19 protein-coding genes and 1 pseudogene are annotated in these 21884 nt (G+C 67.1%); 11 read left to right on the top strand and 9 right to left on the bottom strand.

Annotation, left to right across the window (positions count from 1 at the left end; genetic code table 11):
* Positions 1-5 precede the first annotated feature (5 nt).
* Genes N8I87_RS23260 through N8I87_RS23250 form a run of 3 tightly spaced genes read right to left on the bottom strand, consistent with a single transcriptional unit; the run spans position 6 to position 2889 of the window.
* Positions 6-1313, bottom strand: coding sequence for a TadA family conjugal transfer-associated ATPase (locus N8I87_RS23260; RefSeq protein ID WP_263211393.1), 1308 nt, complete (start codon positions 1311-1313; stop codon positions 6-8).
* Positions 1310-2149: a hypothetical protein gene (locus N8I87_RS23255; protein WP_263211392.1), complete on the bottom strand. Its 840-nt coding sequence runs from the start codon at positions 2147-2149 to the stop codon at positions 1310-1312. The genes N8I87_RS23260 and N8I87_RS23255 overlap by 4 nt, the downstream gene beginning before the upstream one ends.
* A 17-nt stretch (positions 2150-2166) precedes the next feature.
* Positions 2167-2889, bottom strand: a complete 723-nt coding sequence (locus N8I87_RS23250; protein WP_263211390.1) for a hypothetical protein — start codon at positions 2887-2889, stop codon at positions 2167-2169.
* A gap of 893 nt (positions 2890-3782) precedes the next feature.
* Between N8I87_RS23250 and N8I87_RS23245 the strand changes: the two genes are divergently transcribed.
* The 10 genes from N8I87_RS23245 (at position 3783) to N8I87_RS23200 (ending at position 15175) form a co-directional block, all read left to right on the top strand.
* Positions 3783-4460, top strand: coding sequence for a hypothetical protein (locus N8I87_RS23245; RefSeq protein WP_263211388.1), 678 nt, complete (start codon positions 3783-3785; stop codon positions 4458-4460).
* On the top strand, positions 4451-5536 hold the full coding sequence (locus N8I87_RS23240; RefSeq protein WP_263211386.1) for a hypothetical protein: 1086 nt from the start codon (positions 4451-4453) through the stop codon (positions 5534-5536). Before N8I87_RS23245 ends, N8I87_RS23240 begins: the two co-directional genes overlap by 10 nt.
* Before the next feature lie 19 nt (positions 5537-5555).
* Positions 5556-5888 carry a hypothetical protein gene (locus N8I87_RS23235; RefSeq protein ID WP_263211384.1) on the top strand — a complete coding sequence of 111 codons (333 nt, stop codon included), beginning with the start codon at positions 5556-5558 and terminating at the stop codon, positions 5886-5888.
* A 45-nt stretch (positions 5889-5933) separates the two neighbouring features.
* On the top strand, positions 5934-7919 hold the full coding sequence (locus N8I87_RS23230) for a hypothetical protein (RefSeq protein ID WP_263211383.1): 1986 nt from the start codon (positions 5934-5936) through the stop codon (positions 7917-7919).
* 37 nt (positions 7920-7956) lie between these two features.
* Positions 7957-8586, top strand: a complete 630-nt coding sequence (locus N8I87_RS23225) for a hypothetical protein (protein WP_263211381.1) — start codon at positions 7957-7959, stop codon at positions 8584-8586.
* A gap of 71 nt (positions 8587-8657) precedes the next feature.
* A complete protein-coding gene (locus N8I87_RS23220; RefSeq protein ID WP_263211379.1) occupies positions 8658-8915 on the top strand; it encodes a hypothetical protein in 258 nt (85 codons plus the stop codon).
* A gap of 37 nt (positions 8916-8952) precedes the next feature.
* Positions 8953-9582, top strand: coding sequence for a hypothetical protein (locus tag N8I87_RS23215; protein WP_263211377.1), 630 nt, complete (start codon positions 8953-8955; stop codon positions 9580-9582).
* Positions 9583-9728: 146 nt separating this feature from the next.
* Positions 9729-9893, top strand: coding sequence for a hypothetical protein (locus tag N8I87_RS23210; protein WP_263211376.1), 165 nt, complete (start codon positions 9729-9731; stop codon positions 9891-9893).
* Positions 9894-10078: 185 nt separating this feature from the next.
* Complete coding sequence (locus N8I87_RS23205) at positions 10079-14515, top strand: type VII secretion EssC family protein (protein WP_263211375.1); 4437 nt, start codon at positions 10079-10081, stop codon at positions 14513-14515.
* A 72-nt stretch (positions 14516-14587) separates the two neighbouring features.
* The gene (locus tag N8I87_RS23200; RefSeq protein ID WP_263211373.1) at positions 14588-15175 is read left to right on the top strand and encodes a hypothetical protein; all 588 of its coding nucleotides are present in this window, start codon (positions 14588-14590) and stop codon (positions 15173-15175) included.
* Between the two features lie 10 nt (positions 15176-15185).
* Here the strand turns inward: N8I87_RS23200 and N8I87_RS23195 are convergent, their stop codons facing one another.
* The 5 genes from N8I87_RS23195 to N8I87_RS23175 all read right to left on the bottom strand — a co-directional run bounded on the left by N8I87_RS23195 (position 15186) and on the right by N8I87_RS23175 (position 20241).
* Positions 15186-15476, bottom strand: a complete 291-nt coding sequence (locus N8I87_RS23195) for a hypothetical protein (protein ID WP_263211371.1) — start codon at positions 15474-15476, stop codon at positions 15186-15188.
* Between the two features lie 12 nt (positions 15477-15488).
* Positions 15489-16604: a hypothetical protein gene (locus N8I87_RS23190; RefSeq protein ID WP_263211369.1), complete on the bottom strand. Its 1116-nt coding sequence runs from the start codon at positions 16602-16604 to the stop codon at positions 15489-15491.
* Between the two features lie 22 nt (positions 16605-16626).
* Positions 16627-17649: a hypothetical protein gene (locus N8I87_RS23185; protein WP_263211367.1), complete on the bottom strand. Its 1023-nt coding sequence runs from the start codon at positions 17647-17649 to the stop codon at positions 16627-16629.
* Between the two features lie 22 nt (positions 17650-17671).
* On the bottom strand, positions 17672-19705 hold the full coding sequence (locus N8I87_RS23180) for a hypothetical protein (protein WP_263211365.1): 2034 nt from the start codon (positions 19703-19705) through the stop codon (positions 17672-17674).
* A 263-nt stretch (positions 19706-19968) separates the two neighbouring features.
* Positions 19969-20241: a WXG100 family type VII secretion target gene (locus N8I87_RS23175; protein WP_263211363.1), complete on the bottom strand. Its 273-nt coding sequence runs from the start codon at positions 20239-20241 to the stop codon at positions 19969-19971.
* A 501-nt stretch (positions 20242-20742) separates the two neighbouring features.
* Between N8I87_RS23175 and N8I87_RS23170 the strand changes: the two are divergent.
* A pseudogene (locus N8I87_RS23170) lies at positions 20743-21476 on the top strand (transposase).
* A 6-nt stretch (positions 21477-21482) separates the two neighbouring features.
* On the opposite strand, the gene N8I87_RS23165 reads toward N8I87_RS23170, so the two are convergent.
* Entirely contained in the window at positions 21483-21755 is a 273-nt protein-coding gene (locus N8I87_RS23165) for a WXG100 family type VII secretion target (protein ID WP_263211361.1), read from the bottom strand.
* Positions 21756-21884 lie beyond the last annotated feature (129 nt).

Here is a 21884-nt window from a genome sequence, read left to right as displayed (position 1 = left end):
GCCGGTCACCCCCACGCCCCGTGCGGCTGGTAGCCGTAGGCCATCAGGTCCTCCAGGCAGGCTATGGGCGCGTGCGGTACGACCCGTGCGTCGGGGGCCTCCGCGAACACCTCGCTGGACAGCACGCGCCCGTCGACGCCGTTGACCTCACGGACGGAGGTCACCATGCGCTGGAGGCGGCCGCCCGTCTGGTAGTTGTTGCGCCGCTGGATGAAGACGACGAAGTTCACCGCACCCGCGATCAGCATCTGGCTGGCCTCGATGGGCAGCCGCTCGGACGCCTGCAACGCGTAGGTGGAAATACGGTTGAAGACCTCGCTGGAGCTGTTGGCGTGGATCGTGGACAGCGAGCCGTCGTTGCCCTGCGACATCGCGTTGAGCATGGTCACGATCTCGTCGCCGAGGACCTCACCGACGATGACGCGGGAGGGGTTCATACGCAGGGAACGACGGACCAGTTCGGCCATGGTGATGGCGCCCTGGCCCTCGGAGTTGGGCAGCCGTTCCTCGAAGGCGACGACGTTCGGGTGCAGATCGTGGAAGGTGTCGAGCCCGAGCTCCAGCGCCCGCTCGACGGTGATCAGGCGCTCGTGCGGCGGGATCTCGTTGGCGAGCGCGCGCAGCAACGTCGTCTTGCCGGCGTTGGTGGCGCCCGCGATCATGATGTTCTTGCGGGCGCGGACCGCGCAGGCCATGAAGTGCGCGACCTCGGGCGTCAGCGTCCCGTTGCCGACGAGGTCGGAGATGAAGACCTTGCCCATGCGCGCGCGACGGATGGACAGCGCGGGCCGCCGGGCCACGTCCATGACGGCCGAGAGCCGGGAGCCGTCGGGCAGCCGCAGGTCGAGCTGGGGGTTGGCGGAGTCGAAGGGACGCGACGACAGACCGGAGTAGGCACCGAGGACCTGGATGAGCTCGATCAGCTCCTCGTCGGTCTCGGCGACCGGGTCCCCCTTCACCTCCCGCCCGTCGGAATACCCGACGAAGACCTGGTCGCAGCCGTTGATGTCGATGTTCTCGACGTCGGGGTTGTCCAGCAGCGGCTGGAGCCGGCCCACACCGAAGAGCGCGGCGTGCACGGCGGCCGCGTACTGCTCCTCGGTCTCCGCGTCGAGGGGGGTGCGGCCCGCGTTGATCTCGGTGCGGGCGTACTCCTCCAGAATCTGGGCGATGACCGCGCGGGCGTACTGCCGCTCGTCCTCGGTGGACATCGGCGCGACGCCGCCCACCTGGTCGAGGCGGCGCTGCTCGGCAATGCGGTCGCCGGCGTCCTGCCGGAACCGCTTGACCAACTGGTGGTCGACAGCGGTCATCGGCCGGCTCCCGCGTGGCCCTGCTGAGCGGGTACGGCCCAGGCGGCGCCGTACTGCTGGTGGAGGTCCGCGGTGACCTTGCGGGCCGAGCGAATGAGCAGGGACTTGTCGAGGCGGCCGCGCTTGCGGCCGGCCAGCTGGTCGGCGCCGGCGGGGTCGTCGGCGACGGTGCCGACGACACGGGCGCCCGTCTGGGCGTGCACCAGCATGTCGTTGACCTGGTTGACGAGCTTGGCCGAGCTGCTCGGGTCGGCGATCAGGACGACGCCGATGAGCGGGGTGGCGAGGGTGGCGGCGCCACGCGGGCCGCCGTGCAGCTTGGTGGAGAGGGCGGCGGCACGGTCCCGGACCCGGGCGAGGGCCTCGGGCTCGGTGCGCGAGACGAGCAGCACGAGGGCGGCGTGCGGGAACAGTTCGACGGCCGGGGTCTCCCCGCTGACCCGCCCGCAGTCGGCGATGACGTCGGCGGGCGCGTTCGGGGAGTCGGCGAGGGAGGCGAAGGCGTGTCCGAGGGTGGGCCAGAGACCGGCGAGCCCGGTGGCCTGCTCGGCGACGCCGAGCCCGACGAGCACCTCGAGCCCCCCGCTCAACGGCTGCACGTGGTCCCACAGTTGATCGGGAACCAGTCCGCGCCGGGCGGTCGCGGCTATGGACAGCATGCCGGTGTTCGGGTTGAGCGGTCCGCCGTGCGCGGCGGCGCTGCGGTAGACCAGGTCGCCGCCCGCCGGGTCGGTCTCGGCGAGCAGGACGCGGCGCGGCCAGACCGCCGCGAGGGCGACGGCCGCGGTGGTGACGCCGGGAGAACCCTTGTCGGCGGCGATTGCGATGAGCGCCATGGGGTGCGTGCCGCCTTCTAGTTGCCGTTGCCGGGAACGTGCACGATGGCGACGGCACCGGCGGACGCGGCACGCGCCACGTCGGCGGCGTCGGTCTGGTCGACGAGCAGGGTGACCGAGAGGTTGCCGGTGCTCACGGTGGCGTCGCTGTTGTCGGCGACCGTCTCGACCTTGGCGGAATCGACGATGGCGCCGCCGCCGGAGGTGGTGGAGCCCGCGCCGGAGCCGGTCTTGTCGGAACCGGAGCTGCTGGTGCTGACGTTGTAGACGGCCACGACGTCACCGGACTTGATGTCGGCCGGGTACTGGCCCTGCTTGAGGGCGACACCCACGGCGGCCTTGCCGGCGGGCAGGCTGCTGCTCTGGGCGAACATCTGCCCCACGACGATCGTGTTCGCGTAGATCGTGGACTTCGCCTTGAGGGCCTTGAGGTCGCCCAGCTGGGACCACTTGACGTAGTTGATGCTGTCGTCGGCGGCGACCATCACGGAGGTCACGTTGTCACCGACGGACTCCCCGGCCTCGATCTGCTTCGTCACCTTGACGACCTCGATACGGTCACCGGCACGCAGCACGAGCGTGGTCGCACCGAGCGCGCCGAGCAGGATCAGCAGGACGGCCAGGGCCGCAAGTGCCGGTTTGCGCTCACGAGGCGGCGTGGGAAGCCGGTCACCGACCGACGGCTGAGCTGGAGCGGCGGAACGACCGGCGCCCGCCCCCGTACGCTCTTGGATCTTCACGCAACCGCTCCCCGTAACCCAAGACTCTGTCTATCGAGAACTCTGAAACTCCGTCAACGCTTGTCACCCACGTGAAAGCGGAGACTCCACACCAATCACCCCGACTCGGTCGATTACTCGGCAGCGGGGCGAGTGTCAAGCGATCGCACCGTATCAGCCGCACATAAGCCCCTCAAGGCACACCCGGACACCTTGACCTCACTGAAATCGTCGTTGCGATCTGCAACGGCGGTGACCTGTACGGCGGTTGGGAGTACAGGGACGCGAAGGCAGGCCGAACTGTGCGCGGGCGAATCCAGAACGCCCTGCTCGCGCACGGCCCGCGCCCACGACCGTCACCGCGCACCCATGAGGCCTGCACGAATTGCTCACGTCGGGTCGGCCGACACGTGCCGTGATCGTCGCCTGGCGAGGCCCGAGCGGCCGGGGCGTCGACTGCCGGAACTGTCGTCGGCACTGCGGGGGTTACCAGGGGAACGGTCTGAACAGTGTCACCCGGCCGGGTGAGGGGGTCGTCACCGTGAATGACCGTGAGGATGCCAGACCGCGATCGAGCCGTCGTACCGACATCACTGGAAACATCCCGAGGGCGAGAACCTCGTGACGCGCGGCCACGTGTCCTTCGCGACGGGCACGGCGAGCCGGGTCCAGGGGCACTGGTTCCGGGAGCCGGAACGGCGGGATATCCAGGAACAGCGGCCCTGGCACAGCGCCCCAACGCATCTGAGGTCGTCATCCGTTCGGGCACGATCAGGGACACAGGTCACACCCCCAAGCACCCCATGCGCCCAGACTTATCACCATTCACGGGGAAGTTCGCTCTGGCGAAACCGAGAACCTCCCCGATAGCGTCGGCTCTCTTGAATGGTCTTTTTTCTCACGGGGAGTTCACTGTGAAGCGCCGTACTTTGCCCGTTGCTGCCGCGCTGGCGGCAACGGCAGCACTGCTGTTGACCGCCTGCGGAAGCGGTGACGACAAGGCCAGCGACAAGGACAAGATCGCCGGCGCCGACCAGGGAACGAAGACGCCGACGGCTTCGGCATCCGCTTCAGGAGCACCAGCAGAGGACAAGCCGGACGGCGTGGACGTGTCACTGCCCAAGGACATGGACCTGACCATGGTCTTCGACTGGGACAAGCCGAAGGACAAGAACGAGGCGGCGGCGATGGAGGATTCCGCGAACTACCTCCGCGCCATCTACCGGGGCATCGGCAAGCGCACGACCAAGGACGCGGCCCTGACCGCGTACGCCACCGGTGACGGGCTCCACTACGCGCAGGTGCAGATCAACAACTGGATCAAGGGCGGCTGGACGGCGACCGGCACGGAGCGCCACTACGACGTCAGCACCCGGTCCGCCACAAATAACCAGGCTGTGGAGGTGGCGTTCTGTGTGGACTCAACCAAGTTCTATGGCAAGGAGATCAAGACGGGGAAGGTCCTGAAGACCAAGCCCAGTCTCGCGGACTTCGACTACTTCAAGATCGTCATGGTCAAGCTCCCCACAGCCGATGACCTGTGGCAGGCGTCCAAGGTGTACGTCCAGACCAAGGCGGCGAAGTGCCAGTGAGCGAATCGCGACGCATACTGCTCGGCGCCGGGGCCCTGACTCTGGCCCTCAGCGTCCTCGTCCTCGCGGAACCGGCCCACGCGGCAGGGCCGACGGGCAAGGACAAGGGCGCCGACACAGAGCAGTCGGGCGGCGGGGACTCGACCGGCATCTACGCCGCCGCCAAGATCCAGTACTCCGGCGCCGTCACCAAGGACGGCAGCACCGGCAACGTGACGTCCTCCGACGTCAACTGGACACCCCCGCCCTGCTGGTACGCCCCCTACCTCGGCGCCAAGGACTTCAAGAAGAAGATGTCCGAGCAGATCGAGAGCGCCAAGAACACGCCCGGTATGGGCGGCACCGCAGGCGCGGCGATCGGCGAGATGCAGCGCCACTACGAGGACGACTACGGCTGGACCGACACCCCCGGCTACAAGGACTACAACGTCGATAAGGACGGCGAGGGGATGTTCTGGGCCGCTGTCGAGAATCCCGACGAACCCGACGTACTCAAGCGGGGCTCGTGCAACGACCTCCCCTTCTGGGTCGACAACGGCGAAACCCCACCGGCCCAGTACAAAGAGGCCATCACTCCGGAGATCCTTGCCGCCCTCGCGTACCAGCGCATGCAACTGCCCGGCACCAAGGTGACCCTCGCGCCCGAGGCCACCACCAAAGTGAACCTGCCGACATGGGCCTGGCTCGACAAGGCCACCTTCCACGAGGTCCAGGCCACGGCGGCCATCAACGTCCCCGGCTTCAACATCCAGGCCACGACCACCGCGAAGCCCGTCTCCCTCAAACTCGAACCCGGCACGACGGATGCCGAGACCTTCCCCGCCTCCGGCGAGTGCGCCATCAACGCCGACCACTCCATCGGCGAGCCCTACGCCAAGGGCAAGTCCGACGAGACTCCGCCCTGCGGCCTGAAGTACCTCCGCTCCTCAGGCAACGGCACCTTCAAGCTCCGGGCCACCATCACCTGGGAAATCAGCTGGACCGGCACCGGCGGCGCCGGCGACGACCTCCCCAACGGCACCTTCGGCACCACCCAGGACATCAAGGTCCAGGAAATCCAAGCCGTCAACCGCTGACAGACCGATTGGCAGGGGCATGGGAACCGACGGCGACAAGTCAAAGGTGGACAATCCGGAACGGGAGCGGCTGCAGAAAATCAAGCTGCAACTCGTGAAGGAGCAGGGCGACTTCGTCGACGCCTTCAAGAGGGCGGCCACGGACATCGGCAAAGGAGGCCGGGGCTCCTCGAAGTCCTGGGTCGGCAAGAACGCCGACAAATGGCATGACGATGCAGCCGGTCACCGCAAGACGGTACGTAGTCGCATCACCAAGGTACTTGAGGACATCCAGCGCGAAATCGACAGTATGCCGGAGAAAGTGACACCGGAGGAGGCCAATTCAATGAACCGCAACAGACGTCTGTACTGACCTGTTCAAGAGCAGCGGATCCGATACGAGGGGAACGGGGAGGGCATGCGCCCGGACGACGGGGGAAGCAGCGGGGGAGTCTTCTCGGGGATCGACCCCGACAAGCTCAAGGGCACCATCGACTCCGTACAGCGGGACCAGGAGACGCTGCAGGACCGGGCCTCCTACTACAAGACCCAGCTCGCCTACTACGGCCTGGGCACGCAGGAACTCTCCGATGTGCTACGCGTGGCGTCTTGGGCGCAGGACGAGTTGCCCATGCTGAAGCGCCGCTACCACCTGGCCATGAACATGGACAACGTCCCGTACTCCGGCTTCAAGGGCATGGTCCAGATCAACGAGGCGCAGGTGAGCCGAGCCGCCAACGCCGCCGCGGCCAAGGATGCCAAGCGTGCCACGGAACTCGCGAAGAAGGACCCGGAGGACCTGAGCCCCGAGGAATTCGACGAGCTGAATCAGCTTTTCGCCCAGAACTATGACGAATACCCCTTCGCGGAGAAGGTCGTAGGGGCTCTCGGAGCGAAGAAGACGCTGCAGCTCTGGGAGGAGATGAGCAACCTCGACAAGCCTGCCGGATACGGCGAGACCTCCGACTTCACACGTGCCGACGACCTCGACGAGATGCAGAAGAACCTGAGTCTCACCGTGGCGGCGGCCACCAACTCCGATTCGCCGGCGATGCAGAAGTGGAAGAAGGACATGGTGTCGATCGGTGACAAACCGATCCGGGACCCTGGCCCCGCCCCGCACGGCGACTCCGGTGGACCCGAGGGCTTCATCGTCATGAGCAACCTCATGCGGTACGGCGACTACGACGACAAGTTCCTCGTGGGCTACGGAACGGCGCTCGTCAAAGAGGACAAGCGGATCCTGGACGGAGCCGACCAGCCCTACGCATCCGGCTGGGGCACCACGAGCACGGTCAACCACCTCGGCAACGACGAGGGCAACGACCCTCTCACCGGCTACATGAAGGCACTCGCCAACAGCCCCGACGCGTCGACCAAGTTCTTCACCGGGCAGCAGAAGGGCGACGACGGCAAGGCGGAGACAAACTTCAAGTACCTCTTCGAGGACCGCAAGTGGCCGGACGACAGCAAGCCGGGCAAGGAGAGCGTGACCGGCCTCAATTCGATGGGCCTCGCCCTGGAGGCAGCCACCACCGGCCACCGCCCCGGCGAACAGGCCACGGCCGAGGACATCAAACACTCGAAGCAGCAGGCCGAGTTGTTCAGCGCACTAGTGAAGTCGGTGTCCGAGGACCAGGACCGCCTCCTCGAGCACGGGTTCCTGTCGGACAGCTTCGCGAACATCTCGGCCGAGTACATGCCGGATCTGCAACGCGGCCTGGACTCAGATCCCATGTACAAGGACAAGCTCTATCCGACTTCCGGGGCTACCAGCCATATCCGGATGTACGACGCAACGCGGTTCCTCTACGCGGTGTCTCGTAACAAGGAAGGGTACGACCGACTCAACGTCTCTCAGCACGTATACGCTGCCGCGCTGATGGAAGCACAGGCGAAACACCCCGGTGCCTATCCGCAGTCGACCGATGCCACCATTGACAAACTCGCCTACCAGACCGGACTGTTCCAGGGCATCATCGCCAACGGCCAGAAGTTCCAAGCCGACAAGGACAACGCTGACGCCAATGCACGAGACAGTGCATGGAAGGACAAGGCGAGCCTATGGGGCGGTTCTTTGGTCGGAAGCACTGTATCCGTCGCGGCGGCACCGTTCACAGGTACAGCGGGAGTCTATGCAGGAGGCTTGGCCGGCACGGCTGCGGGCGAGATCTTCAATGGCATTCTCGACGGCTTCGACGGCGACGGATCTCAAGAAAAGGAGCAGGTCTACCACAACGTACGCCGCATGGACCAACTTCAGAACTCAGCATCTCTGACGACGGAGCAGTCCGTCAAAGCCGCCACCGGCGACGATGCGGCCGCATCCAGGTCCGGCGACAGGGCAGGTCTCGGCTTCAGCGACGCCGATGCCCTAATCGACAACAGCAACGCCGAGATGTAGCCGCCCGCCCGGCTCTACTGCGACTGAAGGATCGACCTTGACGGAACCGACTAAACGCAGACTTCTGCGAAACCCGTACGTCTACGGCGCTGTGATCGCCCTTACGGGCGGGGCTGTGCTCGCGGCCTACCTTCTCGGGGCCTTCGAAAAGCGCGGACACATCCAGGCCGACGATGTCTGTCAGCATGTTCCCAACCGGCAGGAGACAGCTAAGATCTTCAACTCGATACTGCCCGATGCTTCTGAGTACCACTTCACCGAGACGTGGAGACCCAGTCAGGACTGGGAGTTCAGAAGCGTGTGCGCAGTCAAAGACGAAGACGACAAGGCACTCTTTTATCTTCAGACCACTATGGGCTCCGCCGGATCCTGGAAAGAATGGGCCGATACGGAAATTCCCCCTAACTCGGGAGGCAAGAGCGCCTATTTCGACGCCGGCGTCAAGGGCCTCTCCAACGCCGAAGTGGCCGCGATCTGGGTGCCCTGTTACGCCCACGAGAAATCAAGCAAAGCCCGATACAACATGACCGTCTTTGCCCACGCCCTGAAACCACTCGAAGTCTCGGACAAGGAAGCACGCCAGACACTCATCGACCTCGCAACGTCCTTCGCCCGTCAAGCCCACAAGGACGCGAAATGCGACCTCCCGTCCAAACTGCCGGCCTGAGAGCGGGGCGTGCCCCGGAATCCATCGCGGCGGCACCGTTCACAGGTACAGCGGGAATCTATGCAGGAGGCTTGGCCGGCACGGCTGCGGGCGAGATCTTCAATGGCATTCTCGACGGCTTCGACGGCGACGGATCTCAAGAAAAGGAGCAGGTCTACCACAACGTACGCCGCATGGACCAACTTCAGAACTCAGCATCTCTGACGACGGAGCAGTCCGTCAAAGCCGCCACCGGCGACGATGCGGCCGCATCCAGGTCCGGCGACAGGGCAGGTCTGGGCTTCAGCGACGCCGATGCCCTAATCGACAACAGCAACGCCGAGATGTAGCCGCCCGCCCGGCTCTACTGCGACTGAAGGATCGACCTTGACGGAACCGACTAAACGCAGACTTCTGCGAAACCCGTACGTCTACGGCGCTGTGATCGCCCTTACGGGCGGGGCTGTGCTCGCGGCCTACCTTCTCGGGGCCTTCGAAAAGCGCGGACACATCCAGGCCGACGATGTCTGCCTGCATGTTCCCAATCGACAGCAGGCCGCCGAGATCTTCAACTCCGTGCTGCCCGACGCTTCCGAATATCAATTCACCGAAACGTGGAGGCCTGATCGGGACTGGGAGTTCAGGAGCGTGTGCACAGTCAAAGGTGATGACGATAAGTCCCTCTTCCTTCTGACAGCCGAGATGGGATCCGCAAGGCCCTGGCAGCAGTGGGCCAAGACAGAAATCCCGCCGAACTCCGGGGGAAAGATCACCTACTTCGACGCCGGCCTCAAGGGCGCCTCCAATACGGAGGTGGCTGCGATCTGGGTTCCCTGCTATTCCAGCGAGAAGGACAGTAAACAGCCCTGGAACATGACCGTAATGGCCGATGCCCTGAAACCACTTGAGGTCTCGGACAAGGAAGCACGCCAGAAGCTCATCGCCCTCACGACGTCCTTCGCCCGCCAAGCCCACAAGGACGCGAAATGCGACGTCCCATCGCAACTGCCGGCCTGAGAACGGGGCGCCATGTGACGACGCCGTGACAGTCAAGGAGATTCCCGGCGGCAATCGCGAGGTCCACGCACTCCTCGTATGCTTCTCCAGCGATGTCGTAGATCACCTTGCGACTGAACAGGCAGGCAACGGGGGAGGGACCGCGAATGGCAGCCACGGACGGCGGCGACGCCGCCGCCGAACTGAAGAAGCGGGCCGAAAGGCTGCGCGAGTGTGCGCGGGAGGCTCCCTCCATAGCGCGGCGGCTCGGGCCGTATCTCGATGAGTTCGTCATCGGCGACGAGGAACGGCCGGCGGCTCTGGGCACATGAACGGGCCTGCCACGGCATCAAGCTGCGAGAGGGCGAACACCTCGTTGCAGCCCTGCGGCCAAGCAAGTTGGAGTGCCGACCCTCGAAGGCCGCTGGCCCGCGAGGCGACCCCCGGCTGAGACGGATAGCCTGTGCGGGCATGTCAACGTGGCAGTGCCACGGGTCCCCAGGAAGGAACACGGTCGATGCGGGTGTCCGTCACGGTGGTCCGGCAAGGCACGGATCCACAGGACGTCAATCTTGACTTCAGTGAGGACGCGAGTGTTGCCGAGGTGGCCAAGGCGTTGGCGCCGACGGCCGCTCCCGCCTCCCCCGTCGTTGCCAGGTTGGCGCAGGTTTCGTACGACCCGCGGTTCGACGGCACGGCGGCGCCCACCACACCCGATCTGTGGGCCGATGGGCTGTACTGCGCCCCCGACGCCCGCGCGAGCGATGTACTCCGCGACGGCATGCGCATATCCGTCGACGACAGCGTGGGTCCGTTCCTGCGGGCGGGCGAGCCGTCGGGGCGCTACGAACTGCGCGTCACCGGAGGACCGGGCGCCGGCCGGGTCGGCCGGCTGGCCGCGGGTGTAACCACGATCGGCTCGGCGCAGACCTGCACCATCGCCATCTCCGACCCTCGTCTTCCCCAGGACGCGCTGCGCGTGAGCCTCGCGGTCGACGGCCGGGTCACCCTGGCCCCGGGGCAGGCCGACACGGAGGTGCTTCTCGACGGCGAACCCGTCACCGCGGAGCGCCAGTGGCCGCTGGGCGCGCTCGTGCGCTGCGGCGGTTCCCTGCTGGTCCTCGACGACCCGGTGGAACCCGACGCGCACCTGGCCCCGATGGGAGAGGGCGGGCTCGCCTACAACCGTCCGCCCCGGCTGTCCTCGCTGCCACCGCGGGCGCGGCTGGTGGTTCCCGATCCGCCCCGCAAGGCCGAGCGCCACCGCTTCCAACTGATCGCCTCCGTCACACCGTTGATCTTCGGCGTGGTCATGTACCTCATGACCAAGCAGGTGTACACGCTGCTGTTCTGCCTGATGAGTCCGGTGATGATGGCGGGCGAATGGGTCAGTCAGAACCGTGAGGGCAAGAAGAAGAACCGCACATCGGTGAAGGAGTACAAGGCGCAGAAAGCCAAGTACGAAGAGGAGTTGGCGAGCCTCAGCGCCGCAGACCAGCGGGCGCGGCGCACCGCCTACCCGGACGCCGCCTCCCTCCTGCTGTTCGCGACGGGACCGCGGCGCCGCCTGTGGGAGCGCCGGCTCACCGACCCGGACGCCCTCGTCCTGCGCGTCGGCGTGACGGATCTTCCGGCGAACATCGAACTCGTCGCCGGCCCCGGACAGGCAACTGACGGGCCCCCCGAGCCACCGACCGTCCAGGATGTTCCGGTGCCCCTGCCGTTCACGGAGCTGGGCGTGGTCGGCCTGGCCGGAGCACGGCCCCAGGCCTTGGCGGGCGCCCGCTGGTTCGCCGCCCAGGCCGCCGTCCTGCACAGTCCACGCGATCTGTCCCTGGTCGTGCTCTCCTCGGCCCCGGATGCCGACGCCGCGTGGGGCTGGGTGCACTGGCTGCCGCACGCCGCACCGCAGATCGGCCAGGACTGCGTCGCCCTCGTCGGCTCGGACGCCGAGACCATCGGCAAGCGCGTCACCGAGCTGCTCAACGAACTGAACCGCCGCAAGGAGGCAGCCGCGGCGGGCGCGGCGGGCCGGCTGCGGCCCGACCCCTACGTACTGATCGTCCTGGACGGTGCGCGGCTGCTGCGCCGCGTGCCCGGCGTCCCGCAGCTCCTCCAGGAGGGCCCGCTGTACGGGATGTTCGCGCTGTGCGTCGACGAGGACGAGCGGCTGCTGCCCGAGGAGTGCCGGGCGGCGATCTGCTGGCCGATGGGCTCGATGGACCACGTGGTGCTGCGCGGCGCGGGACTGGACGCCCTGGGCGAGGTGCTGGCCGACCAGGTGCCCCACGCCTGGTGCGAGTTGCTGGCACGCTCGCTGGCGCCGGTGCGCGATGTCAGCCGCGACGACGCGGACAGCGCGCTGCCGTCGGCGGCCCGTCTGCTGAGCCTGCTGCAGATGCCCGATCCGACGGGCGCCGACATCGAGCGGATCTGGCGGTCCGGGGGCGCCACGACCCGCTTCCCGGTCGGCGTCGGCGCCGAGGGAACCTTCTTCCTCGACCTCCGGCTGGACGGACCGCACGGGCTCGTCGCCGGTACCACCGGCGCCGGCAAGTCCGAGCTGCTGCAGACGCTCATCACCTCGCTGGCCGTCCACAACCGGCCCGACGCCCTGAACTTCGTCCTGATCGACTACAAGGGCGGCGCCGCGTTCCAGGACTGCTCCCGGTTGCCGCACACCGTCGGCATGGTCAGCGACCTCGACGCGCATCTGACGGAGCGCGCCCTGGCCTCGCTCGCCGCCGAACTGCGGCGGCGCGAGGAGATCCTCCTGGACGCGGGCGCGAAGGACATCGAGGACTACGCCGACACCCGGCGGCTGCGGCCGGAGCTGGAGCCGATGCCGCGCCTGGTCATCATCATCGACGAGTTCGCCTCGCTGGTGGCCGAACTGCCGGACTTCGTCGCCGGTCTCGTCGACATCGCCCGCCGTGGCCGCTCCCTGGGCGTCCACCTCATCCTCGCCACGCAGCGTCCCGCGGGCGTCGTCAGCCAGGACATCCGTGCCAACACCAACCTGCGCATCGCGCTGCGCGTGACGAACCGGGACGAATCCGCGGACGTCATCGACGCCCCGGACGCCGGGAGCATCTCGAAGTCCACTCCGGGCCGGATGTACGTACGGTCCGGTGCGAACGCGCTGGTGGCCGTCCAGTCGGCACGCATCGGTGGCCGACGCCCCGGTGCGTCGTCGGCGCCGAGCGTCGGCCTCCTCCCGCTGCCCTGGGGCTCCATCGGCCGCCCGCTGCCCCGGCGGGCCGACGACGGGGACGACGGCACCATGGTCACGGACCTCGCGGTGCTGGTCGACGCGATCGCCGAGGGATCGCAGCGCATGGGCTTCGGCGCGCCGCACAGCCCGTGGCTGCCCCCGCTGCCCGAACACGTCACGGTCGCCGACCTGCACCAGGAGACCCGCCCCGCACACGGCGACGTGGCCCCGGCGGTCTTCGGCGTCATCGACGTCCCGTCCCGGCAGGCGCGCTCCCCGCTCAACCTGGACCTGGTGGACGGCGAGCACCTGCTGATCATCGGCGGCCCCCGCTCCGGCCGTTCCACCGCACTACGCACGATCGCGGCCTCCCTGGCCACGACCACGAGCCCCGCCGACGTCCATCTCTACGGCATCGACTGCGGTGCCAACATCCTGCTGCCGCTGACCCGACTGCCGCACTGCGGCGGCATCATCACCCGCGACGAGACCGAGCGCCTCGTCCGCCTGCTGGGCCGCCTCCAGGCCGAGATCACCCGGCGCCAGCAGCTCTTGGCCCATCTCGGCGTCTCCAGCGTGGCGGAGCAGCGGGCATCGGCCCAGGGTGAGGACCGGCTGCCGTACATGGTGCTCCTCCTCGACGGCTGGGAGAGCTACGTCTCCACCTTCGAGGGCTACGACTACGGCAAGCTGATCGAAGCCATCACCCGGCTGTTCCGCGAGGGCCCGGCCGTCGGCCTGCGCGTGGTGATGACAACCGACCGCACCGGCATGTCCGGCGCCATGACCACCTCCTTCGGCGAACGGCTCATCCTGCGGCTCACCGACCCCAACGACTACGGCATGGTCGGCATCAACCCGCGTTCCGTACCCAAGGACATGCCGCCCGGACGCGCCCTGCGCCTGACCGACGACGGCGTGCAGGAGTGCCAGCTCGCCCTGCTCGCCGCCGACCCGGCGGGCAAGGCGCAGGTGGAGGCACTGCAGCGGATCGCGACGGAGGCCACTCGGCTCCACGCCCGTCCCCCACGCCCGCTCCGCCCGATGCGGGTGGACGCCCTGCCCGTACGCTGCACGGTCCGCGAAGCCCTCGCCCTGGACCCAGAGTTCGCGCCCGCGTCGGACCTGTGGGCCCTCGTCGGCGTCGGTGGCGACGAACTCGCCCCGCTCGGCGCCGACTTGTCCGAGGCCGGACCGGGCTTCGTCGTCGCGGGACCGCCGAAGTCGGGCCGGTCGAGCACCCTGATCGCGATGGCACGCTCGATGACACGGGCCGGCCTGCCCGTGGTGCTGATCACCCCGAAGCGCTCCCCGCTGAAGGAACTGGAAGGAGAACCCGGCGTCCTCGGCGTCCTGACCGGCGACGCCACCCAGCACGACCTCACCGAACTCCTGTCGCCGGTGTCGACCGAGCGCTACGCGGTCCTCGTGGACGACGCGGAACTGCTCTACGACACCCCGCTGGCCGAGGGTCTGGAGGAGGTCGTCCGCAGCGGGCTGGACGGCGACCACGCGGTCATCGCAGCGGGTTCGGCCGAGGCCCTGGGTTCCCAGTACCGCGGCTTCGTGGTCGAGGCACGGCGCAACCGCCACGGCCTCCTGCTCGCCCCCACGCCGGACGCCGGCGAACAGCTCTTCGGCGTCCGCCTCCCCCGCACGTCCTCGGCCGGCCCCGCAGGCCGGGGGGTGCTGATCCAGGGGGGTGCGGTCACGCAGGTACAGGCCGTGATCAATGACTGAGAGCGCAGCAGGGACCGGAAGCGGCTCAACTTGCCCGGGTGACGGACTACTCATCGAACGGGGGCGGTGTGCATGCTGGTCGCTCAGCCGTTGCCACCCAATGTGCACGTAGGGCCCATCTCGACCGGGCCGGCCTGGGCCCTGCTCGGGGCCGGCGCGGTGATCGTCCTGACGGCCGACGTGGCGGCCGCGCTGTCACGCAGGGACCCCGACGCCAAACGCCTGACCAACTGGCTGTTCGGGCTCGGCATGGCCATGTGCGCCGTGGGCGGATTCATACTGCTGGGCGAAGCGTTCCAGGACCAGCAGACGAGCGACGGACTCCACGCGGCCGGTCGCCAGATCATCGACGAGGCACTGGACTCGGCCCGCAGCTGCGACCCCACCTCCCCGCAACCGACCTTCTTCTATCCGAGCGAACCGGGGCGCGGCGCGTCCACGTACGTTCCTTCGCCGTGCAGCACCTCGCCCCGCGACGTCACGCTGGACTCGTCGGTGACGACCTCCGACGGCGTGTACGAGGCGCAGGCGGCGGACTCCTTCGACACGAACGGACACGTGACCGTCACCGACTCGGACAGCGGCAAGCAGGTCTGCGCCACCGTCCCGGACACTGCGGACGGCACGGGCTCTGTCGTGGACGGCCCGTGCCGGGACTAGCCAGGCGACCCTACGCTCCTCCACCCGTCCGCTTGCGGTCCATGTCCGCCTGGTCCTTCTGGGCCTTGGTGATCAGACGCTGCTCCTCCGGAGGGTAGGAGTCGAACAACGTACCCAGGGCCCCCATGCGGCCCTGGAAGTCATTGCCCCACTTGTCAGCGGCGGAACCGACCCAGGTCTCGCAGCCGATGAGGTTGTTGACGGCCTTGATGGCGGCCCGGATGTTCGAGACGGACGCCTCGATCTTGTTCATGTCCTGGCGGCAGAGATAGCCGAGCTTGTCCTCGTCAGGTATGCCCATTGATTGTCCCCGTTATTTGATGCCGATTTGGAGGAGATACTCCGTATTCCCGCCAAGAATTAGCTTGCCATCCCCGTACGCCACCGTATAGGCAAGATCGAACGTCAACTTCTCGGCGTCCACCGCGCGTTTCAACGGACAGACGCCTGCCGACTTCGATGTCCGCTGCCTGAACAGGGAACGTGCCACCAGGTCCGCGCGTCCGGCATGCAGATGGAGGATGTACTCGCCGTCAGCACCGTAGGCATTGACATAGATGCCGTCGGCGCCATCCCCGGTGAAGGAGTTGACTGTCAGGTCGCCTGGCTTTCCTTTGACACCAGCGACTGATTGGGGCACAGCGACAGGGGCGGCGGTCCCATCGGTGCGGATGGCCACGATGTCCGCAATGTTGGAGAATCTGGCCGAGCTGCCTCGCGGACCGCTGGTGACGTAGACCGTGCCCTTTCCATCGACGGCGGCCTTGGGGTAGCCGTCCAATTCCCGGGCCTTGCGGTCGGCTGCCGGGACCTCATACACGCGAGTGAGACGGCCATTGGCCAGCGCCCAGACCACATCACCGTCGAGCAGGATCAGCGAGCCATCGGCACGGACACCGAGGGGCGCGACGTCATAGTCACCGAACCTGAATCCCGCAGCCACGGCCGACTTCGGGGCCTGCGCTGTAGATGACCGCTCCTTGCCGGGGACTCCCGCCAGGATGCCGACCTGCTGATTCCGGTCGACTTTGTGGACCGCGTGGTCCTTGCCGAAGACCAGGGAGCCATCCGGCAACGCGACCAGTCCGGACGAGCCGTTGGTCAGTTCGGGTCGCAACGATTCCACCGTGCGATCACTCTTGATCTTCTGAATACCGCTACGCAGCACATCGACAGTGCCATCCTCGGCAATGGTCAAGCCCTCGAGTTCGCCACCGCCTTGGAGGTCGAGAGCGCCGGAATGCCCGGGGTCGAGCAGCACCGCCGCCTGCCCCTTGCCCGGCGCCTTCCAACCACTGTCACCGCCATCGCACGCGGTGGCCCCGACGAGCAGGCCGACGGCGGCCGAGAGAAGCAGTCCACGGCGGGCGCGGTTCCTGCCATGCGATGCCCTCACGACCTCAAGGCGGTCGTCATAGGGTATGGCCACGTGAATTCCTCTGCCTCGGTGCTTACTTGACGGGGATGCGCAGGACGTACGAAGCACTGCCGGCCATGACGAGGCTTCCCGAGGACGCGGAGTAGGACAGGGCGTAGGGCATGGGGCAGGGCAGCTTTTTCGCTTCGACCAGGTGGCCCAGTTTGCAGGCGGAGTTCGGTTCGCCGCTCTCTTCGTGGCTTTCGACGATCACCTCGGCCTTGCCGCCGGCCAGATGAAGCACATACGACGCGGACGTGCCGTAGGCGTTCACGTAGAGGCCGTCCGCGCCGTCGCCGGTGATCCAGGCCACATGCAGTGCCGATGGATCGCCGGTCACTCCGGCGATGGTCCTGGGCAGGGCGATGGTTCGGGACGTGCCGTCGGGGCCGATCGCCCGGATGCCGCCGAGTGTCTGCTGAAGGGCCAGGTAGACGCTATTGGTCCCGCTCGCCTCTCGGCCCGGAAGCAGACGCGTTCCGCTCCGGTACGAGCCCGCTGGGATCTGGTAAAGGCGCTTGAGGGTGTTGCCCTTGAGGCTCCAGATCACGTCCTCGTCCGTGATCAGGACGGAGCCGTCCGCCCGTACGGCGAAGGGAACGGGATATTTGTCGGCGAAATGGTACCCCTTCGCCGGGACGCTGCTCGGGGCCGGCTGCCCTTCCTCGCGCCCCGTACCCTCGGCACCCGCGAGGACCCCTGCCTGCTGCCCGTTCGCGTTCAGCCTGACGATCTGCCCGTCGACGCCGGCCGCCAACGAGCCATCGGGCAGGGCGACGAGTCCGTGCAGCCCGTTGATGTGCCGTCGCAGGGTCTTGAGCTTGTGGTCCTTCCCGATACGTACGAGGTTGACGAACATCCCGTAGACCTGATTGTCCTTGCCGACGGCGAGACCCGAGGGGATGTCGCCGAAACCGTCGTATGCGGCGGCCGCGGTGTCGGAGTCCGTGCTGAGGAGGACCAGCGCCTGCCCCTGCTCGGGCTCCTTCCAGTCGTCGTCTCCCCCGCCGCATCCCGCGAGCCCGAGCAGCACTGCCGAGGCCGCCCCGGTCGCCAACCACCGAGACCGGCGTACCGACTTAACCCACTCCAAGGCTGAACGCCTCCCTCATGTCCTGGTCGAAATCTTCGACGGTGCGACCGTTGTGCTTCAGGGTGCTGAGCCACCAGGCGTTGAAGTCCTGGCGGTCGCTGTCGTTTCTGATGACGATGTGGCCCTGTGCCCACTCCGGGTGGCCCTGCGGCGGCTCGATGCGCCACTCCTGGAGCTTCCCCGACCGGGCGAGACCCGCCATCAGCGGGAGGGCCATGGACGTCGAGTCGCGGAACTTCAACCCCTGGTAGTCGCTCTCCTTCTGCGCCTGCGCTCCGGACGGGAACTGCGAGCCGCCGTAGGGAATGCCCGTCCAGATCGCCGCCTGTGCCCACTTCTCGGTGAGTTCGAGTGCCGCCGGGCCGCCCGGCAGCGGCACGGATGCGGCCGCGCTGGTGACGATGTTGAACCACAGGAGCTGCTTGGCGTGCTCGGCGTCGGCGAGCGCCGCCTCGTCCATGTCCACGGCGTGCCCCGCGGCGGAGACCATGCCGCGCAGTTCGGCGAGCTTCTTGATGTATGTGCCGTTCGCCCCGTCGATGCCCTGTTGGGAGGTCATGCTGATCTGGGCGTTGATGGCCTGGATGACGTTGCCGACGTTGTCCTTGTCCTTGGTCTCCAGGATCTCGCTGAGCAACGCCAACGTGGTGGCCCGGGGCACCATGACCGTGCCGTCGCCCTTGAGGGACGCCTCTTTCTGGTCGATGCCGGTGGTGTCCGCGAAGTCCGACACGTACGTGGAGAACACGAAGGCCAGCGACTTCTCGATCTCCGTGTTGACCGGGTACTGCTCCTTCTCGTAGTCGCTCTTGTTCTTGTCGTCGGCGTACTTGGCCGCGCCGGCGTTGATGACGTTCACCGCGGCCTCGGCCGACTGCTTGCCGTTTATCAACCTGTCGCTCGTGGCCGCGGTGATCACCGCGGCGGGCCACTTGGCGTCGTCGAGTCCGGTGCCCGGGGTGGCCCAGTGGTCGTTGACCAGTTCCTTGGCGTGGCTGGCGCCGTCGGGCCCGGTGAGGAGGCCGCGTGCGGCGTCGGCGTTCTCGCTGACGCGCTGCATCAGAGCGAGCGAGGGGTCGTTGGCGTCGATGGCGTTGACCCGGCTGAGGGCGTCCTGCGAGTTCTCGTCCACGTAGCTGTGCGCGAGGCCGAGCCCCGCGTACCAGGCGTTCTTCGGGTCCACGTACGCTTCGGGCGAATAGCCCATTCCGACGATCCCGCCCGGGGAGTAACCGGGCCTCATGTCATGGGCCTTGCGCCAGTCCAGCATGGCCCCGCCGACGTGCGACAGCACGGTCGGGTCCCAGTCGTCGCCCTTCGGGCCGTACTTGAACAACATCCCCACCGACCACATGTCGCCGCTCTGTGGCTGCGTCAGCGCCTTCTCGTAGTCCGCGTTCGGCGGGATCTTCGGGTTCGTGCCTTGCTGGTACTTGAAGATCTGGTCGACCCCGTCGGCGAACTGTCCGACGATCTTCGTCGAGTCGTCGCTCAGCACCACGTTGTCGTGGGTGCCGTCCTCCTGGTGCAACGCCTGGGCGACCCGCGCCGCGTCCGCGATCCCGCCCGCGTCGGCGAAGGCCTTCAGATAAGCGGGGTCGTCCTTGTGGTCCTGCAGGGACTGCGCGATCTCCGCGATCGTCGCGCGCGACGACGGATCCTTCGGATCGTCCATCGCCTGTTTGAGGTTCTGCGCCTCCTGCTGCGCCTCGTACGTGGTGTTGATCTTCGAGACGTCCCAGGGGATGTTGATGAAGTCCTTGTGGGGGTCGTTCGGGTCGACGAACCGCTGGCCGTGCAGCAGGTTCAGCGCCTCGTCGGCCCGCTTGGCCATGTCCCGCGCGTCGTCCTGAACCTGGGTCACCTGCCGTGCAAGGGCAGCCTGGTTGAGCGTTCCGCCCCACTCGTCGAACAGCTTCCGGATGTTCGGCGCCTCACGTGCCAGCGTGTCCGCCAGATCCTTGAGCTTGTTGGCCAGCAGACGCACCCGATGCGGGTCGACCCCCGCGAACTCAGACATGCCGTTTCTCCCCGTTCAGCGGCATCCCTGCCGACATGCGGCCGCCGCCCGTTCAAGACTGCCCAGTGGTTCGGCGAGGGGACTTCGTGGCACACCCACCACACGACGAGCGAGTTGAACTCCGGGACCTCAGCCGCGGACAACGACCGTGCCCCTTCGCCAGGTTGGCCCTCGCAGAACCGCAACCGGCCCGGGGTGATACATCCGATGGTCGGACGGCACACCCCGGGCCTGAGCAGGAAGCTCCGTGGAGCCCGATCGGCTCAGTGGCCGGCAGTGGCCCTGCGGATGTTGTCGTGGTGGGTCTGCGAGGCCTGGTGGGCCTCGTGCAGCAGATCCACGATCTTCTGCAGGTGCGGCTTCATCGCGGTCCACTCGTGGCGGAACTTGTCCGCCAGCGGACCGGTCCAGTAGCCGTGGCTCTCGTCAGCGGCCGAGTTCAGGCCGCTGAACACCGACTCCAGGTTGATCTTCTGGCTCTTGAAGTGATTGACCATCTTGTTCAGCGCATCGAGATCGGCACCACTGATTGCCATGGAGACCGCTCCTCCCCGTATCAACAGCAAAGTTACGGACACGTCGTCCGCGAGTGGCACGCTACCTCACGCCACTCACAGAGCATCCGCGTCCCTCATTCCTTTACAACTACACGCCACCTGCACCCCGTTGGTTCCAGAGACAACGTGACTTTGACGGGCAGTCGATTTCTGCCGTTGCAGCCGAAACGCCCGGCGCCGGGAGTTCACGACGGCAAATCTTCGCAAAATGAGATCAAGGGCAGAGTAAAATCACGGAGTTCCACGGTCGGCCCACCGTCCGTCCGATGTCACTCGCCCCGACCCTCCCGCCCCCAATCTGGGCCGACGAGTTGGTCGGAACGGGCCCGGGACAAGAAGCTCCGTGGAACCTGATCGGTTCAGTGAGCTTTTTCAGCCTGGCCACTGATTTGGTGACGGGATCGATGCCCGCAACGCACGAGGCTCCCGTGCCGTTGGAGGAGGTGTTCGAAGTCTCAACCCACAGGCACAGGAGCCGCGTTGGTTCCGTATTCTGCCGCACTCGACCTGCCCACGCCCTGGTCGAGTGGGTCCCCATGCTCATCGTCACCCGCGAGGGTGACCGCCGCTGCAAGCTCCCGCCGCACCAGCGTGCCCTGGTCGGCCTGGTGTACCTGCGCCGGCCCGACACCCTCGCCCAGCTCGCTGCCGGGTTCGGCATCTCCGTCGGCACCGCCCACGCATACACGGCAGCCGTCGTCGACCTGCTCGCCGACCGCGCACCTGGCCTGCTGCGCGCCCTGCGCGAGGCCAACCCGGACTACGTCCTGCTCGACGGCACCCTGGCCGAGTGCGACCGGGCCGACTTCTCCCACGAGCACCGCCGACACGGGGTGAACGTGCAGGTGGTGACCGACCCGGTGGGGCAGCTGCTGTGGATCTCGCCGACGCTGCCCGGCCGCGCGCACGATCTCACTGCGGCCCACGCCCACCGGATCATCCGGATCTGTGAACGCCAGGGTGTTCCCATCCTCGCCGACCGCGCCTACATGGGAGCCGGGCCCTGGGTGACGAAACCCCTCAGACGCCCGTCGGGCCGCGACCTCACGCCGACCCAGCAAACCGTCAACCGAGCGCTGTCCACGGCACGGGCACCGGTAGAGCGTGGCGTGGCACGACTGAAGTCGTGGCGGATCCTCCGCAGGTCCCGGTGCAGTCCGAATCGAATGGCGTCAATCTCCGCAGCCGTCCTCACTCTGGAACGGCAGCGCTGAAAGAGCTCAGTGACCGGCGGTGGCCCTGCGGATGTTGTCGTGGTGGGTCTGCGACGCCTGGTGGGCCTCGTGCAGCAGATCCACGATCTTCTGCAGGTGCGGCTTCATAGCCGTCCACTCGTGACGGAACTTGTCCGCCAGCGGACCCGTCCAGTAGCCGTGGCTCTCGTCAGCGGCCGAGTTCAGACCACTGAACACCGACTCCAGGTTGATCTTCTGGCTCTTGAAGTGAGTGACCAGCTTGTTCAGCGCGTCGAGATCGGCACCACTGATTGCCATGAGACGTCGCTCCTCTCCGTATCAACAACAGAGTTGCGGACCCGCCGTCCGCGAGTGGCATCACACTCTACGCCACTCTCAATACGGCTGTTCACTGCCGGACCTTTACAACTGCACTCCATCTACGAC

Origin of the sequence: Streptomyces sp. HUAS 15-9 (assembly GCF_025642155.1) — a bacterium.
Lineage (GTDB): Bacteria > Actinomycetota > Actinomycetes > Streptomycetales > Streptomycetaceae > Streptomyces.
This window is presented reverse-complemented; position numbering and strand designations above follow the sequence as displayed.